Source organism: Methanolobus sp. ZRKC2 (genome assembly GCF_045291185.1).
GTDB lineage: Archaea > Halobacteriota > Methanosarcinia > Methanosarcinales > Methanosarcinaceae > Methanolobus.
Window position 1 is genome coordinate 924,143 of the sequence record NZ_CP146980.1, and the last position, 18,978, is coordinate 943,120.

Genomic DNA, 18,978 nt, shown 5'->3' on the forward strand with positions numbered 1-18,978 from the left:
CTATGACGAAATTTAACCATGATCCGGGAATCGGAGATAGAGAGATAAAAGATTTCCTGAATAAGGAATGGATAATCCCAAACGGCCTTGGAGGATACGCTTCATCAACTTCCCTGGGGATGAATACAAGAAAATATCATGGCCTTCTTGTGGCATCCATAAATCCCCCCGTGGAAAGAAAATTGCTGCTCTCATCCCTTGACGAAGAGTTACGGATAGGGCAAGAGACACACTATCTTGCAACACACCAATACCCTGACAAAGTTCATCCTGAAGGCTACCGATATCTTGAAAATTTTAGTGCAGATCAAATTCCTTCTTACCAATATCTTGTCAGGGATGTCAGCATCGAAAAAAAGGTATTCATGGTCTACGGGAAGAATACCACGATAATCCAGTACAATATTAGTAATCCGCTTGATACGCAAGTAAATTTTCGAGTATTTCCGCTGGTGAACAACAGGGACATACATCATTTGACCAGAACTGATGATATCAGGTTTGATCAGCAACCTGCTGATGATAGCACTATTCTGAGGGACGGACAGGTCATACTTAATCTTGGTTCGGATATGCGGTATATGCCTGAAGCTTACTGGTACTACAATTTTGAGTATGATATTGAACTTTCAAGAGGTTATCCTCATCAGGAAGACAATTTTAATCCGGGATATTTTGAAACTGTTGTTGAAAAAGGAAATTCATCCTTTTTTATTGTGGCATCCACAGAAGATACTACTCACTTTAACACAGATCTTGTCCAAAAACTTCTTGATAACGAAACTGAGCGCAGGAGAAAGCTTATAGAAAAATACGACAAAGAAGATGCTTTTTTCAGGAAAATCGTTATTGCAGGAGATTCTTTCATAGCCCGTCGAAAGTCCACAAATTCAAGAACAGTTATAGCCGGTTACCATTGGTTTGCAGACTGGGGAAGAGATGCCATGATAGCACTGCCAGGATTGACACTTGTAACCGGCAGATTTGATGATGCGAGGAACATACTCTCAACCTTTGCTGCCAACTGCAGGGAAGGTCTTATACCTAATCTTTTCCCGGATAATCCGAATGAATCACCCTTATACAATACAGTAGACGCCTCTCTCTGGTTTATCCATGCACTCGGAAGATATTATGACTACACAGGTGACATTGAATTTGCCAATACTATGTGGAGCACAGTTGAAGATATACTGAACAATTACAGTAAAGGCACATTATTTGACATTGCAATGGAAGAGGACTGCCTGATATCCCACAGAGGACAGCTAACCTGGATGGACGCGAAAGTGGGTGATACGGAGATTACACCCAGAAAAGGAAAATCCTGCGAAATAAATGCCCTCTGGTATAACGGCCTGATGTACGCAGAATTCATCGGACAGCAACTTGGAAAGGATACGTCCGGATTCTCTGAGATTGCCGAAATAGCAAAAGTCAGTTTCAATGAAAAATTCTGGAACAAGGAAAAGAGCTGTCTCTATGACACTATCCCGGGGCATGGGAATGAAAATGAAGAAAAGGACGATTCTGTCAGACCAAACCAGATCTTTGCCGTGTCTCTTCCGTTTACCATGCTTCCCCGAAAAATGGAAAAAAGTATAGTTGACGTTATCACCAGGGAATTACTTACACCCTACGGTCTCAGGACACTCTCACCTTCTGATCCAAATTATATAGGAAATTATCAGGGAGATACCTTACACAAAGACCGGGCATATCATAACGGCACAGTGTGGCCCTGGCTGCTGGGACCGTACATAACAGCATACACTAAAATCAACGAGTACTCAAAGAACAGCAGGGAAGATATGGAATTGCTTCTTAATGCTCTCAAAAAACATCTTGATGAAGCAGGTATCGGAACTATTTCAGAGGTATTTGATGGAAATGCTCCCCACAGGCCAGGTGGATGTATTTCCCAGGCCTGGAGTGTTGCCGAAATAAGCCGTGTCCTGGCAGAAGATATCATGCAGAAGAACAATGTTACTCGAAATCTTTATGGGTTTTGAAAGTGCTTTATCTCCTGAGAGGGAGTTCTTCGGAATTAAAATTAACAATGGGGAGTGATATCAATGGATGCAATGGATGAGACTTGTTTGCATATAGGGGAGACAGCAGGTCATGTTTACAGGTTACTTGAGAATGGTGAGTACAATATGGCTGGCATCAAAATGAACCTCAAAGAAAACGGCTTTGATTCACAGGCAGTTTTCATGGCTTTAGGATGGCTTGCAAGAGAGGACAAGATCTGCATGCAGAAGAGCAGCAACACATGGGTTATAAGACTAAAGTAACAGCGTTCTGTCAAATAGTGATTGTACCTTTATTTTCCATCCGTGCATAGGAATGCATTATCTTTTTGCATAATAGAGCATTGCTATTCCATTCACAGTTTGATGTTTCATCAATTTCAGCTTGAGTTCAGGATTATTGTCTTTGAAAAGAGAGATACCTTCTCCTAAAATACAGGGTATGACAGCAACAATATATTCATCGATCAGGTCCTTTTTCATGAAATTGTCAATAACTCCTGCACCGCCTATTAGCCAAATGTCTTTACCTTCCTCTTTTCTTAATTTATCGATAAGATCTTCGGCATTCTCATCTGTGAATACAACATGTTCATTGTTGACTCTTTTTTCCGATGTGTAAACGTATCCTTCAGTTCCCTTGTATGGATATTCTCCAAAAGTAAGCACCTGATCGTATGTTTTCCGGCCCATGATCACTGTGTCAATTGATTCGTAAAATTCATCATAGCCAAGATCAGCATCCGGTTCAGAACCATCGCCAGCCAACCAATCGATGTCTCCGTTTTTTCGTGCAATATACCCGTCTAAACTCATTGCGATATACAAAATGACATTTCTACTCATCTTTTATTCATTAGGCGTGTATAGTTAATAAATTAGGTTTATCCGGAAAATCAATATGAATACAAATTTTACTTAGACTGAAAAACCCAATTACACAGCAAAAACAACCAATATTTCGGAGTCCAGAGGACAAATCAAAAACAAACATAAAAGACAAACAAAAACCTGTTTTTAAAAATAGCCTGCGGTTTTGATACTTGTAAGGGTTATATTTTCTTTCTTTACTGTATTCCTCCATATGTTTACCGGAATGTCTCAACCACACATATCCTCCGGTATTAAGGATATTGCTTTGTTCCAAAAGTCTGGCATTTCAAAGCAGGAATATGAGAATCTGCCACAATACCACAATAATAATCAGAGCTAATAAGACCCTGATGATCCATTCCAACATTTAGCGATCACTCCCCTTTAAGAATTTGGCAATTATCGTTCTTATACTTATTGTGTTAGCAGAAACATGCTCCTCATATCGAATTTAGCATGTCAAAATAACGAATAAAAAAGTGGGCCTGTTTGGGACACAACAGAACAAATCAAATTTATCCGGTACCAAAAGACTTATGCAAACGCATTCTCTTCTCCGGAGTCCAGTGAAAACAGACATGATGAACCTGTCTGTTCAACTGTTTTTCGAATTGAATCGAGGTCAACTTCAGGATCCATGCTGAAAACGTTGATTGAAGCCTTCGGAGCTTTTGCAATATTGGATTCCATACTACCAAGCATTACTTTGTTGGTAACATTCGGGATCCTTGCGATCTCGGCAAGATTCTCCAGGTACTCGCGGGCTTTGTAAGCATTGCGCTGTTCCTGTACACAGGTAATTATCCTCATTGATGCTTTCCAGTTCTTTTTTAGCTTATACGATATCAGAATGGCCAGATCCTGATTTCCAAGATCCATACTGACATTCCAGTCAGGACTGCGGTCATCAATCCATAGGTTAATGGAATTTTTCCTTCCGAAAATTGCATTACGATGAGTAGCCAGCAGCAAAATACCGATCTTGCGTTGTGAAGCTTTGAGAATGACATTTCTTAGTTTATCGTCCTCACCGTCATAGCTGCTTAAATTCAGGAATAACACCCTGGGTTTGAAAAACGAACCTCCAAGAGCCTCTATTCCTGCTATTAGATTTTGTTCGAACATTGAAGCATCTATAATAGTCCAGGAAGAAAAAATACCCTTTTCCCTGAATGAATCTGTTATATCTATCAGGAAAGAAGATAGTCTTTCCTCTCCTACTTTTCCAGCCAGACCAAGTATCTTGATAGAACCCTTCGGATATGTGATATCCCTCAGGAAATTGAAAGTACCTGCAAGTATGTTGGGATTTTCAGCAGGCACCAGCAGGTTTGCCTTCCAGGTACGTTCACTCGGAGGAGCAATCTTGTTACTTTGCTTTGCCGCCCATTCTGCTATTGCTACGAAAAGACCGCTTCGTACATCCCCGAAAGGTGCTTTGAGATGTTTTTGCAGCAGATAAGCATGTATAAATACGACAACTGCAACTGCAATTAGGCTGAATAAGGGGTTGATTATGAACATCACAAAGATACTCCCAAGAAAACCCAGCAAAGAGACGTACTTTGGAATCCTGAAAAGGGGCCTGAAACTCACCAGTTGCAAATTCTGTTCAATCAGCACAACTATATTGATCATTGCATAGGTTATCAGGAAGAACATGGCAATAAGAGGAGCAATTGTATTCAGGTCACGTAATAACAATGCAAGAAAGACAATGATACCTGTAAATATCATTGCATTACGAGGCTCTCCGTTTTTTGCACGCTTTGCAAACCAATCACTCGCCGGGAGTATCTGGTGATTGCCTAAAGCTTGCAGTATACGTGGTGCACCTACTATTGAGGAAAGTGCCGATGAGAATGTGGCTCCCAGCAAACCTGCAACTATCAACTGACCCCATGCAGCTTTTTCTAGCATGATAGTATAGTCGCTTACCAACTCTTCGGTACTAGCGGAAGTCGCCAGCCAGAAAGCCAGCAACATATAAATTACAAAGCTTATGCCGATAGCGGAGAGTGTTCCGACAGGAATACTCCTGCGTGGATTTTTCAATTCTCCGGACATGTTTGCACCAGCCATTATGCCTGTAGCTGCCGGGAAAAAAACAGCAAAAACACCCCAGAAACCTATTCCTGAAAAATCATTCTCCGGTGAGCCCGGAAAAGAACCCCACCATGTGATGGGCTCTTGCATGGAGCCCAGATAAGCAGCCCAGATGATGGATATAAACGAGGAAATGATAATCGCCAATATGACATATTGTATCCTGAAAGCCAGGGACGCACTGATATAGGCAACAATGAAGAGTATTGCAAAAGACAGAAAATCCACAACAATAGCCGGATGATCCGGAAAAATCCAGAGCCAGCCTGCACGAAAACCGAATATGTACATTGCAACGGCGAGTGTCTGGGAAAGATACAGGGGTATTCCTATACTACCACCTACTTCAAGACCAAGGGATTGGGAAATTATTGAAAATGCACCCCCTGCACCAATCCTGATATTGGTTGTTATCGAAGAGAGAGAAAGTCCGGTAGCAAGTGTGATACTGAAGGATAGCAGTATTATCAGCCATGCACCCAGAAGGCCTGCATTCCCGACAACCCATCCCTCCCTCAGGTACATTATCACACCCAGGATAGTCAGAAGAGTAGGGACAAAAACTCCTTCAAAAGTACCGAAGAGTTTTTTACCAGGCTCAAGCCCCTTCTGCTCTTCAACTCTCTTTTGCAGAGTCTCCCCGCTAATCGGATCGCCATTACCTGTCCCCATGAACAAAAGTCCCCAATATGTTTCATTTCCATGTCTATATAAGATTTCCTCTATAGATGCGGGAAATGTTTATCTGCTTTTAGATTAGAGCCTATAATTATTCAAACTGATATTCTGGAAGGCTTCTGAATGGAAGCATAAACTATACCCTGAAAAACGTTGGGAAATGAATTCAAAAGCAATCGAATAGAAATGATATATACTACAGCAAGCTTTAGCGTAGACCCTTTCCTGCTGGAATCCCTGGAAAAAATAGGTATTTCATTGCTCATAGGTGTCCTTATTGGACTTGAGCGGGAAAGCTGGAGGTCGGATAAGAAGATATTTGCAGGAGTCAGGACTTTTACGATAACCTGTATCATGGGAACCATTTCCGCTTTTCTTGCAGATTTTGTTGGTTATGCAATCCTTATTATTACTACAATATTCATAGGACTCTGCTGTATCTTTCTTATGTATGAAGTCAACGTTGTACAGAAAAAGTCCGGTCTTACCACTGCTGTTGCCCTTTTTTCTACTTATCTTCTCGGGATACTTGTAGCTCAGGGATTTTTCCAGATTGCCATAATTGTTGCAGTAATCATTACGTTCCTGCTGATCGAGAAAAGGCCCCTCCATTCACTGGCAGAAAATCTCTCGGAAAGGGATATCATTGATGCATTGCAGTTCGTTGCTATTGCTTTCATACTCTACCCGATTGTGCCGGACGAGCCAATTTATGGCGGAGTGAGTTTAAAAGCTGTGATACTTATCGTAGTACTCGTTTCTGCAGTAAGTTTTGTCAGTTATATACTTCTGAAAAGAACAGGTACAAAAGGAGGAATAGCATATTCAGGTTTTCTGGGAGGACTTGCGAGCAGTGAAGCAGCTATTGTTGCCCTGTCGAACATTTCCAAGAAAAAACAATCACTTATTGAAAATGTTTTCGTGGGTTCTTTACTGACAGTTATTGCCATGGCAATAAGGGATGTGATCATTGCTTTACTTATCGATACTTCAGGAAGGGTTTCTCTTTTGATGATACCTCCTTTTCTGATAATGTCCCTGGTAACGTTTCTAATGGTCTGGAGAAAAAAGAACATAACACCTGTAGAAGAAACCATATATCTTAGATCCCCCTTTGCCATAGGACCCGCCTTAAAATTCGGTATCTTGTTTACCATAGTATTAGCTATTGCAAATGTTGCCAGTTCGGCAGGAGGACCTCTGGGTACCTATGCAGCCGCATTAGGAGGCATTGCCAGTAGTTCGGCTGTAACCGCTTCCATGGCTTCCCTTGCAGTCGCAGGTAAGATTTCCTATCAAACGGCTGCTGAAACTGCAGTACTTGCAGGGATAATCAGCACATTGTCAAAGCCACTGTATATTAAACTCGTTGGTGCAAACGAGCTTTTCCGCAAGGTCGTATACTACTTTATTCTAATTTCCCTGATAGGATTTGTTATTCTCATGATATGGGGAGAATATATTCTTTAATGGCCAGGAGGTGTGAGATTAGTTTCTCACAAGTATCAGGTTAAAAAACTTATAAGAATACTACAGAATCCAGTTTGCTTAAAGGTTAAATAAAGTCAGAAATGAATATAGACATGGATTAAAAGACTTTTTCATTTGATCTTAAGCGGGGAGAACAGCATTGATTAACTTGGGTTTGAAAATCGCACCGGGGCAGTACTCACTATCACTCAGTCAAATGATCACTGCTGGAACCAATGGTTTTGGAAACATTATTGTAAGTGAGAGCCTTCACCCGTGGAGTGGGAATATTCAGGAATAAGGGACCTGGTATGAAAAACTTACCCAATAAAAACCTTGGATATTAAATTTTTTAGATGCACGGGGAGAAATCTGATGGGAAATTCACTTCAAATAGCAAGAGTGCTTGGTATACCTATAAAGATACACATATCTTTTTTGTTAGTGCTGCCGTTCTTTGCATGGATATTTGCCATTCAACCAGAACCTTTCGGTTTTGCAGGAATTGAGTCGGGATTACTTAAATATTCCCTGTCATTGTTGACGGCGATTCTGCTTTTTATATCCGTACTGATCCACGAGCTAGCCCATTCTTACTTTGCATTAAGATACGGTGGGAGCATCAATGAGATCACGCTTTATCTCATCGGAGGTGTCTCTGCTATGGGAAAGGAATTAAGTGACCCTTCAAGCGAAGCTAAAATGGCCTTTGTGGGACCTCTTTCAAGTATTGTTATCGGGATTTTACTTTTGCTATTCAACAGTCTTTTCAGTCCGGCGGCATCTTCCCTGGAAGAGAGTCCCTTGTTCTTAATGACTTTTATTCTTGGATACATAAACATCCTGTTGGGATTGTTTAACCTCATCCCTGCATTCCCCATGGACGGGGGACGCATCCTTCGTGCTTTTTTTGCGCAACGCATGGGTTTTGTGGAGGCTACGGAAAAAGCTGCTTCCATAGGAAAGATATTTGCTTTTGTAATGGGTATTATAGGCCTGTTCATCAGCTTCTGGCTTATTCTGATCGCATTCTTCATTTACATGGGTGCCAGCGGAGAAGAGCAACAGGTGAAAAGTAGATACGGAAAACTATAGATAAGCAACATCCCTGATCAAATAAGATTTGACCCAGATTGTAAATGAAAAAGTCAGGGAATTAAAATTCCAGCTCCAGAAAACAATTAACGCATCGATTTAGCGAGAGAGAACAAGCAATATTGGTAAAACCGCAGAAAGTTATAGTTAGGATTGAAGGATATACACATGCATAAGCTATTTGCTGGTACAATACATGTTTATACCAATGATGCCACACTTTAGTACTCTTTCCTTGCTCCTCCCCCGCAATTAATATTGTGTAACTGTTTGTATATATAGCCATATGAACTCTTGTTGAGGAATTAATCATAATATCTTAGATAAAAGCAGAATTTTTTCCGGAAGCTATATCCTGTCTTTGAGGAAATGAGAAACAACTACATATTTTTGAAAGCTATTTTGAAAAAGGATTTATAAGATAACTTCCAACGCTTTACTATATTCAATTGTGGGTTGGATAACTTATTTGCGGGGTTTTCATCTGAAGCATACTTACTCGGTATGCCCACAGTGTGGGCAGTTGATCAAAGCTACTCTTTTTGAAGAGAAAGGCAGTATCATCATCGAAAAAAGCTGTGTTGAGCACGGGAATTTCCGGGATATTTATTGGTCCGATGCAAAAATGTATAACAAGTTTGAGAAATTTGCACGTATTGGTTCCGGTCTTTTGAATCCGAATGTCAATTTTAATTCAGATTGTCCTTTCCAGTGTGGTTTATGTATTTCACATCGAACAACTACTATCCTGGCAAACATCGATGTCACCAACAGATGTAATATATCCTGTCCGGTCTGCTTTGCAAATGCCAGAAAGTCGGGCAGGATATATGAACCAAGCAAAGAGCAAATATACAAAATGCTGATGATGCTCAGGAACCAGCAACCAGTGCCCTGCTGTTCCATACAATTTTCCGGAGGGGAACCGACAGTTCGTGAAGACCTTCCCGAACTTGTAGAAATGGCCAAACATCTTGGTTTTGTGCAAATACAGGTAGCTTCGAACGGTATCAAATTTGCGCAGAGTGTTGCCTATGGAAAAAGACTTGTTAAAGCAGGAATGCAAACATTATATCTTCAATTTGACGGAATGTCTGCAGATCCTTATGTGAAAATGAGGGGCTTTAATGCCTTTCCCCTCAAATTGAAAACGATAGCTAACGCCCGAAAAGCAGGAATGCAGAGTATAACCCTTGTTCCAACAATTTCAAGAGGTGTTAACGACCACCAGGCAGGGGATATCATAAGATTTGCTGCTGATAACAGGGATGTTGTCAGGGGTGTAAATTTCCAGCCAGTCTCCTTCACAGGAAGAATATGCCAGGAAGAAAGAGAAAATAACAGGATTACCATACCTGATCTTGCAAAACTTGTAGAGGAACAGACAGAAGGAGAGATATCACGGGATGCATGGTACCCTGTGCCTTTTGTAGTGCCCATATCACAATTCCTTTCAAAGGCACGCCACAAAACTTTACCAGAGACGACAGTACATCCTCATTGCGGAGCAGCAACGTATCTTTTTGTGGAAAATGGCAGGATTATTCCTATAACAGACTTCGTGGATGTTGAGGGTCTTATGGAGATGATAGATGAGGCTTCACAGGAACTTAACGATAACAGTAGAAATCTTATTGTCATCGGGAAAGTGTTGAGCAAAGTGCCGAGCTTCATTGATTCAAATAAAGAGCCAGGTTGCGTGAACGTCACGAAAATGCTTCTTAACGTTTTGAGAGAAGGAGAATCAAATGTAGTTCAACAATTCCACAGGGAAAGCCTTTTCCTGGGGACTATGCACTTTCAGGACAGGTACAATCTGGACATGGAACGCATTCAACGTTGTGGTATCCATTATGCGACACCTGACGGAAGGGTCATACCCTTTTGTACATACAATACGCTGCACCGTGAAGAAGTGGAAGCGAAGTTCTCAAAGCCGTATGTGCCTGAAAAACACGATATAAAAATAAGCCTTAAACACGATCAGACAAATAAAGCGAGCAATGACACTGAAAAGATTTTCACTGATCTTGATAGTAGACAGCCAGATTAATATTTTTATATAAAAACTGTGTCATTTTGGGCTTTAAAATTCAAATAGAAGCCTGGATTAAAAGGGCTGTTAAAGTTAGAGATGGATTTATTTAAATAAAATAAGTGCTAAAATTTGAAATGCAGAAAGGCGCAAACAAGGAGCATTGTGCATCCTGATAAGTGGAGTATGAGAGGTCCCCGGCAGGGAGTGAACTAAAGAAAATAGCATCCTCCTATAATCGGAGGATGCTATCTTTTCTTCACATACGTTTCCATGTAAATACGATTACGCAGAGCAAGATGGATATCAGAGATAGGCTTCTGTCACATACCTTCGCATCATCCTGTGGCAGTTGAAATAGTAGGCTATCATCTCTACGGAGTTCTTCATTATAGTCACCCATTCATCTCTTCTTTCATAATACTTTGGTATTACATTATACTCCAGTTTGTTGTAAAGATCATCAAGTTCGATTTCTTCGATCTCTTCGGGAGATTTACCGGGACCTATTCTGGAACCTATAGAGTAGCCCGTAACACCCGGGACGCAGCCTTCCAGCCACCACCCGTCAGGTACGCTGAAATTCACAACTCCATTGTGAGCTGCTTTCATACCGCTTGTACCTGAAGCCTCGAAAGGTCTTTTTGGTGTGTTTAGCCATACATCCACACCTGAAACCATTTTTAAGGCAAGATTCATATCGTAATTTTCCAGGAAAGCTATCTTTATAGTGCCCTTAAGCTCTTCTATATAGCCGAATATTTCTTCTATAATTTCCTTGCCTCGATAATCTTTAGGATGGGCTTTTCCTGCAAATATTAATTGTATGTTGCCTGCATTGTTAACTTTCCTGAGCCTCTCCAGATCGGAAAAAATAAAGGCAGGTCTTTTATATTCCGTCATCCTCCTCGCAAAGCCTATGGTTAAAGTGTGATGATCCATACCGATTCCTTTTTCCCTGTTGACAAAATCAACAAGTTCCTTTTTGGCATTTTTATGGGCCTGCCAGATTTCATCATTCGGTACACTTTTCACTCTGACCAGAAGTTCAGGCTCATTTGCCCATCCAGGCAGGTGTCTGTCATAAAGTTCCCTGAAATGAGAACATACCCAATTATAGGAGTGTACACCGTTTGTTATGGATTTGAACTTGTATCCAGGAAACATCTTTTCCGAAATCTCCCTGTGCTTTTTAGCCACACCGTTTATATAATCAGAAAGGTTCAGAGCCAGCAAAGTCATGTTAAGTTCACTCTCACCTCCGTACTTTTGGAGCATTTCAAGCTCGTGCTCTCCATCGATCAGCTCCCTTACAAGATCATATGGAAATGCGTCATGCCCACTGGCGACAGGAGTATGGGTTGTAAAGACACATAGCTCTTTTACCCTGCTAGGATCCATTTCATTACTGCGCAAAAGTTCCGTTGTCAGTAGACTTGAATGACCCTCATTCATGTGATACTTGACTATATGAAAACCAAGCTCATCAAGCATCCTTATACCACCGATACCAAGTACCATCTCCTGTTTGAACCTGTATCTGCTGTCACCTCCGTACAGATGATCGGTTATCATCCGGTCTTCCGGGGAGTTTACCTCAAAATCAGTGTCCAGCAATATTACAGGTATCGTATCCTGAGCCAGACTTTTGTGTTCATATAACCATGCCCTGACCCTGACATCCCGTTGCTGTATGCGGACAGTTACTTCTGCTGGCAGAAGTTTCATGTGTTCTTCAGGAGACCAATCCTGTACATCTTCCGACTGCCTGCCATAAGCATCCAGTTTCTGTTTAAAATAACCTTTTCTGCTAACCAATGACACACCAACTACCGGCAGGCTGAGATCTCCACTCACCCTTATGACATCACCTGCCAGTATACCCAGGCCACCACTATAGGTGGGAATTTCATTTTTTAATCCGATTTCCATTGAGAAATAAGCTATTTTTGCACCATTCAAAACATTATTAAATTCTTCCATATTACCCCGCACCTCCTGATATCCCGGAAAATCCCTTATCCTTCCTATCCGAATGCAATAAATAAATGACTGGATAGGATATTAATATTTTATTGGCCTGGCAGGAACTTTTTAAAAATAGTATCTCAAGAAGAAATGTTCTTTTAGGGAGCAGGGTCGTAAAAATGATTCACATGATACTAAAAGCAAAGAAGATTGATATACCATAACCATACATAAATTAGTTTGTCATAACAACAAGTTAAACTTAGGTTAGGGGTTTAAAATGAACAAAAATATTAATCTTGCCTTACTGGTAAGTGTATTCTTGTTATCAATAATTGCTCTGTCATCTACAGCTGTTGCTCAGAATAACAGCACCGGCAATAGAATTTGGGCAGCTGATGCAAACGTGTCACTGGAATACACATGGACAGCTCAAAGTTATCCCGGTTTTTATTATGATCTGGACTCAGGTGAAGGTTCCGAAACTTTAACTGTGACACTGCAAAGTTTCAGTGACAGGTCTATTCAAGAAGGAGATCTGGAATATTCTACTGTGCCTATAGAAACGGATTTTGAACAAAGTGGATGGGGTTCTTATGAAACAATAGGATTTCTTGCGCAGAGGTATTTTGCAGGTTATACGAATGGTACCGGATTTACAGATGATACAATAAGCATGATGTCCAATGGAGAACTTTCGGAAATCCTCCTGGACACTGACGATGAACTTTCAGTTTTTTCAGGCTCATCAATCATTCTTGAAGAAGGATATGAGCTTAAAATCCAGGAAGTAGACCTCGATGGTAATAGTGTGCTGGTTAGCCTGGAAAGGAATGGTGATGAGATCGATACTGACATCATTTCGGGAAATGACGATTATATCTACGAGACTGATCTTGGTTCTCAGGAAGATGTACCGATCGTAGTTGTCCATTTCAACGATATCTTCAGAGGAACGGAAACAAACGCAGTGTTTGTGGAAGGTATTTTCCAGATCTCCGAGAATTATCTGGAAGTCGAATCCGGAGACGAGTTCGGCAAGATGGAAGTTGAAACAGTCAGCTCAAACGAAATCAGTATGGAGAATTCTGGCACTATATCGCTCAGCAGAGGAAATACTGTCACCATAATGGGAGACCTGAGATTTATCGTTGGAGACGACGAAATACTGAGATTCGGACCTGAACTGGATATTTCAGAACCCGGAACCTATGAGCTCAGGGGAACTGTAGCTGAGGATGAAATATTCACTTGGACACCGCTGAACTTCGCAGGTTTCTATTACAATATCGATGAAGGTGTGGGAACGGAATCCCTGGAGATCACCGAACTCAATGGCAGGACCATACCGGATGGAAGTCTGGTCTACAGAAGTGAACCACAGCAGGTAAGCTTCGAGTATAACAACTGGGGTACGTTCAATGTCATCGGATTCCTGGCAGAGAAATATTTTGCAGGCTACTCCAATAATACAGCATTTGCAGAAGAGGACAGCCTTCTTTCAAGCGGACAGCTTTCAGAGGTTCTTATCGACAGTGACATGGAAACTTCCCTGTTTTCAGGTTCTAAACTTATCCTTGAAGACGGATACGAACTGGTTGTTGAGGAAGTAGACCTTGAAGGCGATTCAGTACTTTTATCACTCGAGAAAGATGGCGACGAAGTTGATACTGGTATAGTATCCGGAGGAGGCGATTACGTCTATGAGACAGATGTCGGTGATGCAGAAGATCTTGCAATCATAGCCGTACATTTCCAGGATATATTCAGAGGAACTGAGACGAATGCAGTATTCATAGAAGGTATTTTTCAGATATCCGAGGATTATGTAGAGGTACAGTCGGGAGATAGCTTCGGTGAAATGGAAGTGACTTCTTTCTCATCTGCAGAAATAGAAATGGAAAATGAAGATTCCATATCTCTTTCAAGGGACGATACTGTGGGCATTACCGAGGATATAGCTTTCAAGGTTGCGGATTCCAATACCATTAGATACTATCCGTTCGTCGAGGTCACAACTGCATCCACGGAGCCTCTCACTATTGATATTCCCGGAGCTATCGAGCAGAACGATACAATTACCATAGAGGTTACTTCAAGGGGTGCTGCGGTTTCTAACGCTACGGTAATATTCGGAGATAATAATATTGGGGAAACTTCCGAAGACGGAATTATAGAATATGCACCTGAAGAAGTTGGTACTTTTACCGTTACTGCTGAAAAGGAAGGATTCGCAAAAGGAAACGTTGAAGTGGATGTGATTTCCCCGGAAGATGTTAGCAGGAAACTTGCCATAGAAGTGTCACCTGAAACTATAACCGAAGGAGATGATATCAACGTTTCAGTTGTCACACTGATTAACGGAGATCCTGTTGAAGGTGTAGAGGTATTCTATGACGGAAGAAACATCGGTACAACAGATGGGGAAGGTGTTGTCACCCACGAAGCACGTGATCCGGGTGTACATAAGCTAAGCACGTCTTCGGACGAATATCTGTCGGCAGAACTAAACATCGAAGTACTGGAATCAAAGGCCGTGTTTGAGTATTCGGAGTTGAACATTGAACCGCTCCTGATTCAAACAGGTGAAGAAGTAATAATAACAGCGAATGTGGAGAATACGGGAACTGAAACTGGAGAAGATGAAGTTGAGCTTATTATCAACAGAGAGGTCACTGAAACTGAGAGTATTACACTTGACCCGGGAGCAAGCCAGCCTGTCAATTTCACTGTACAGGGCAATGAAACAGGAACCTACAATGTGAGCGTTGGCACACTCAGCGGAAGCTTCGAAGTGGAGGAAGGAAGTATACCGGCAGTCGGAGTGACATTCACTTTGCTTGCATTTATTGCGATAGCATTGTGGCTGTCCAGAAAAAGATAGTAGAAGCCGTATGATTTGAGTACCTGCCTTGCAGGCAGGTTCACTTCTTTTTTGGAAAAATATTTCTATCCATCTTCATGCTAATAAAGAAATCACTTTATCTTTCTAACATCCGCACGAATGAAACAAAAAGCATATTACATAATGAAATGTATATAAAAGCAGAACAATACAACCATGTTATATCTGTATCTCCCATAGTTTTGGGAAACAGACCCCAAGGAATGAAACACTATGTTCAATTCTCAAAACGAAGCAGCAATATTCAAAAATCAGCGGGTGGCAGTGCTGGCAGACGTACAAAACATGTTCTATTCTGCCAAGAATATCTATCAAGACAGCAGGCTGGATTATGATAAATTGCTTGCTACGGTGCTAAGGGGAAGGCAGCTTGTCAGGGCAATAGCCTATTTGGTCGAAACTGAGGAGGTGGACCAGAGTGGTTTCAAGTACCTGTTAAAGACCCTTGGATGGGAAACAAGAACAAAACAGTTAAAGATTCGCCCGGACGGTTCCACAAAAGGCGATTGGGATATGGGAATTGCTATTGATGCCATATCGTTAGCCCAGAAAGTTGACACACTGGTGCTGGTTAGCGGAGATGGTGATTTTACTGCTCTTGTTAATCACCTGAAGGCCTCCGGCGTACGTGTTGAGGTTTATTCTTTTGAAAGGAACACAGCTGCCGAACTCATCAATTCAGCTACAGAATACTATCCTATAGATGAAAGCATACTTCGAAGAAAATAAAGCTAATTCATTTTCGTTGCTTACTCTTCCGGGTACCAAAAATATGCTTGTGAATAAAAACCGCAGCAACTATCAGTAACATCACGATCCATATAAGTTGCATCGAAAGGGATTGGAGATCCGTGCCAACCAGCCAGGCATGGAAAAATATTAGCAGAAAGGCAAGATAGTTCAATTTATGGATGTTTTTCCATTTGCGTGGTATCTTCTTTCTGTAAACAGCAGCCAGCACTGCTATAAGAACAATGTACAGAGCAGGCCTTCCGGCAAGTTCCAGGAAAGTAACCGGTGGATAGAAAACCGGAATTAAAGCAACTACTCCTTTCTGAATAACAAATGGAAGAGGGTGAATCAGCATCAAAGCAATACCTATCCTTGAAAGCTGATGATGTACATTTATAAAGGACCTTCCAAAAGTCTTCCTCATTTGAAGCATATACTCGGAAGATATTATTGCCATGAATATGAACAGATTGGAAAATAGTCCACATGTCCTGATAATGAGTTCAGTAAACGTACCACTATACTGAAAAAGATTGTATACTATGGTCCCCACAGCCATAGCAAGAAACAAACCAATAACCATAACCCCTTTTTTCATAGCAGTTACCATCCAGGCAATTGTATATACACTGGCCTATTTTGATATTTATATCTAATGTTTAAACAAAGAAAGATACTGCTGATTTCATCAGCTTGAAGTTGAAAGTGTATCTACAGGAAATTATCAGCAGAGAGAAAGAATAAGATGAATAAAAATCGTTTTTAGATTTTTTGTGGTCTTTCGGAGATTTACATTTAACCGGGTTTAATTTAACAGTTAAGCATAAATCCATATTTTCTTTGTCCAATAACCGCATTCATTGCAGTGTTGAACACCTTTTTCAGCTGTGAACAACTTTGTACCACACTTTGGACAGTTAATTAAAACTTCCATTGATGGACACCTCCACTCCGTTTGTTACGAGTTGGCTTGAAAGTAGCAGCAGCATCACTCCCATAAGATGCAGCCCTATTATCGGCTGATTTTGGCAATCTGCCTTTATTATACCTTATTTACCAACTCTGAGTGTTCAATGTCTCACCTCCAATATAAACCAAACCTATAGGAATATAATATGGGACTGAAAATTCTATAGAGCTTTATATAGCAAAAGACAATAGCAATGTTAAAACAGGATTGCTTTTTGATATATCATCTTCCCATGTCTTGTTACCCCGGGGAAAAATAAATGCTCGAATACAAATTATACACAAGCATAGAAAGTAATGAAGAAGAAATAGGAAAGTATTCTTCTTTACTTGAAACTCTGAAAAAAAAACATTCAATCAGTTACGAAATCATATGCCTGGAAGAACTTACAGAAAGTGAAAAAGAAGAACTTACAGAGTCCATCCGCCTGATCAGCAGGAAAAACGGGATAGGTGTTGTCAGCAAAGGAAGCGGAGCGCTTCCCATTTCCCGAAACAAGAAAATCAGTAAAAACGGCATCCTAATACAGCTAGAGGACAAAAAGCCCAGAAACGTATACCCTCATGAAGTGAACAAAAAAAGGATTCATATCATATCTCATCTGGAAGGTATGATAAAGGCTGACAATGTGAACTGTGCAACAGACCAGGAATCTATTTCAGAGCAGGATATTTCACGGATTATCTCGACATTCCCCGAACTTATCGAGGAAGGACTGGTGTTCATGGATACGGAAGTGGAGATTAATGGAGGAAGGATAGATGCTGTATTCAAGAGCAAGGATGATGAGCATCTTCTGATTGAAATAGAAATAGAAGCACAGGATAACGCAATCGGCCAGGTCCAGAGATTTATTACTTATTCGGAAGAATACGGAGTACCCAGGAATAAGATAAGACTGGGTATTGTCTGTGCAAAGATAGCTGAAAGCAGGCTCAATGCCTGCATAGGTGCCGGCATTGAAATATATACACTTAGTCTGAAGAAAAGAGCATGATAAGCTGTATGGAAGACAAACAAGGAAACAGGAATTATCGGGAAGTTACTAAAGCCGACTGGCGCAGGTTTGCCTGGATTCTGCTAATATTCGTTCTGGTTATTACTGCGTCTTCCTTCCTGCTTTTACCAGGATACTGGAGCCTATGGTTTTTTATTATTTTTGTGATTACTTTCCTGCTTATTGCCTGGCATACTAAGAATTTTGCATATCAATGTCCTAAATGCGATGAAATCTTCGAGATATCCATTATAACCAATTTCTTAGGTCCGAACAATTTCGACAGAAAGTATCTCAAATGCCCCCTTTGCGGAAAGAGGGGATGGGCAAAAGTACTGAAAATTGTTCATTAGAGAGTTCAATAAATTTAAAAAATGAATCCGCGAAGATAAAGTATAGAGAATTGATGGGGATCTCATCAATTCATGCCATTGTTTTCAAAGCCGAAAGAGCTGCCTTCTTCAGGAAGCCTTTGCATTCAACATCTACAGAACCCTGGTTCAGAGAACTAATAAAATTCCCCAGAGGATCTTCGCTTTTAATTATGCCATGAATAGTGTCTTCATCTCCTGAAAGTGTTATTGTAGGAGCTACAGATTCGCCTACTGAAATTTTCCTGAATTCGACGAGAACTCCATCTTTTGTACGGGCTTTTATCTTCAAGTCATTTCCATCTTTCATGGCAATATCAAGAAGAATGACATCATTCCCTGCAACTTTTTTGACCACATCTGGGACGTCATCGATCCCTTTATTGTAATACTCTGCATAACTTTCCATCTGACTATAAAGATCGAGCACTGCAGGTTTTTCATAACTTTGAGACGACTTCAAATTAGAATTCGAACCAGTGTTTGTGGCAGCATTCGGACATGCTTCTGAACCTGAATTACTTCCAGAATTATAAGAGGAAGAAGAAGAGGAGGATGCTGATCTCCTGCCATCTTTGGCATTCTTTTCAGGAGCCAAAACCTCATGTTCAACAAGTTCATCCTTTATGGAATCCACAACCCCTGCAAGTGACAGGTTAGAAAACAACAGAATAATCAGAATTGCTATGCCAGCGGGAATAATCTTTTTAACATCCAGGTTTTTGATATCCACTCTCATAATTAA

Annotated in this window: 14 protein-coding genes; 9 read left to right on the forward strand and 5 right to left on the reverse strand. The window is 40.8% G+C overall.

What is annotated here, in order from left to right; translation table 11 throughout:
• Positions 1-2: 2 nt before the first annotated feature.
• Together V7O62_RS04335 and V7O62_RS04340 are read left to right on the forward strand one after the other, a co-directional pair.
• On the forward strand, positions 3-2,012 hold the full coding sequence (locus tag V7O62_RS04335) for an amylo-alpha-1,6-glucosidase (protein ID WP_406657797.1): 2,010 nt from the start codon (positions 3-5) through the stop codon (positions 2,010-2,012).
• 63 nt (positions 2,013-2,075) lie between these two features.
• A complete protein-coding gene (locus V7O62_RS04340; RefSeq protein WP_406657798.1) occupies positions 2,076-2,297 on the forward strand; it encodes a winged helix-turn-helix domain-containing protein in 222 nt (73 codons plus the stop codon).
• A 57-nt stretch (positions 2,298-2,354) separates the two neighbouring features.
• On the opposite strand, the gene V7O62_RS04345 is transcribed toward V7O62_RS04340, so the two are convergent.
• Together V7O62_RS04345 and V7O62_RS04350 are read right to left on the reverse strand one after the other, a co-directional pair.
• The gene (locus V7O62_RS04345; RefSeq protein WP_406657799.1) at positions 2,355-2,879 is read right to left on the reverse strand and encodes a dihydrofolate reductase family protein; all 525 of its coding nucleotides are present in this window, start codon (positions 2,877-2,879) and stop codon (positions 2,355-2,357) included.
• A gap of 561 nt (positions 2,880-3,440) precedes the next feature.
• Positions 3,441-5,684, reverse strand: a complete 2,244-nt coding sequence (locus V7O62_RS04350; protein WP_406657800.1) for an amino acid permease — start codon at positions 5,682-5,684, stop codon at positions 3,441-3,443.
• 192 nt (positions 5,685-5,876) lie between these two features.
• Here V7O62_RS04350 and V7O62_RS04355 point away from each other — a divergent pair, with 192 nt between their 5' ends.
• The 3 genes from V7O62_RS04355 (at position 5,877) to tes (ending at position 10,308) form a co-directional block, all read left to right on the forward strand.
• Positions 5,877-7,160 carry an MgtC/SapB family protein gene (locus V7O62_RS04355; protein ID WP_406657801.1) on the forward strand — a complete coding sequence of 428 codons (1,284 nt, stop codon included), beginning with the start codon at positions 5,877-5,879 and terminating at the stop codon, positions 7,158-7,160.
• A 375-nt stretch (positions 7,161-7,535) separates the two neighbouring features.
• Positions 7,536-8,255, forward strand: a complete 720-nt coding sequence (locus V7O62_RS04360; RefSeq protein ID WP_406657802.1) for a site-2 protease family protein — start codon at positions 7,536-7,538, stop codon at positions 8,253-8,255.
• 451 nt (positions 8,256-8,706) lie between these two features.
• Entirely contained in the window at positions 8,707-10,308 is a 1,602-nt protein-coding gene (gene tes / locus V7O62_RS04365) for a tetraether lipid synthase Tes (protein ID WP_406657803.1), read from the forward strand.
• Between the two features lie 288 nt (positions 10,309-10,596).
• Here tes and glgP read toward each other — a convergent pair whose 3' ends face one another.
• Positions 10,597-12,273, reverse strand: coding sequence for an alpha-glucan family phosphorylase (gene glgP, locus V7O62_RS04370; RefSeq protein WP_406657804.1), 1,677 nt, complete (start codon positions 12,271-12,273; stop codon positions 10,597-10,599).
• Positions 12,274-12,538: 265 nt separating this feature from the next.
• On the opposite strand from glgP, the gene V7O62_RS04375 reads away from it, so the two are divergent.
• Positions 12,539-15,142 carry an S-layer protein domain-containing protein gene (locus V7O62_RS04375; protein WP_406657805.1) on the forward strand — a complete coding sequence of 868 codons (2,604 nt, stop codon included), beginning with the start codon at positions 12,539-12,541 and terminating at the stop codon, positions 15,140-15,142.
• Positions 15,143-15,376: 234 nt separating this feature from the next.
• Positions 15,377-15,892 carry an NYN domain-containing protein gene (locus tag V7O62_RS04380; protein ID WP_406657806.1) on the forward strand — a complete coding sequence of 172 codons (516 nt, stop codon included), beginning with the start codon at positions 15,377-15,379 and terminating at the stop codon, positions 15,890-15,892.
• Between the two features lie 7 nt (positions 15,893-15,899).
• Here V7O62_RS04380 and V7O62_RS04385 read toward each other — a convergent pair whose 3' ends face one another.
• Complete coding sequence (locus V7O62_RS04385) at positions 15,900-16,493, reverse strand: ferric reductase (protein ID WP_406657807.1); 594 nt, start codon at positions 16,491-16,493, stop codon at positions 15,900-15,902.
• Between the two features lie 631 nt (positions 16,494-17,124).
• Between V7O62_RS04385 and V7O62_RS04390 the strand changes: the two genes are divergently transcribed.
• Positions 17,125-17,862: an endonuclease NucS domain-containing protein gene (locus V7O62_RS04390; RefSeq protein WP_406657808.1), complete on the forward strand. Its 738-nt coding sequence runs from the start codon at positions 17,125-17,127 to the stop codon at positions 17,860-17,862.
• 8 nt (positions 17,863-17,870) lie between these two features.
• Positions 17,871-18,215 carry a hypothetical protein gene (locus V7O62_RS04395; protein WP_406657809.1) on the forward strand — a complete coding sequence of 115 codons (345 nt, stop codon included), beginning with the start codon at positions 17,871-17,873 and terminating at the stop codon, positions 18,213-18,215.
• A gap of 70 nt (positions 18,216-18,285) precedes the next feature.
• On the opposite strand, the gene V7O62_RS04400 is transcribed toward V7O62_RS04395, so the two are convergent.
• Complete coding sequence (locus tag V7O62_RS04400; protein ID WP_406657810.1) at positions 18,286-18,972, reverse strand: hypothetical protein; 687 nt, start codon at positions 18,970-18,972, stop codon at positions 18,286-18,288.
• Between the last annotated feature and the right edge of the window lie 6 nt (positions 18,973-18,978).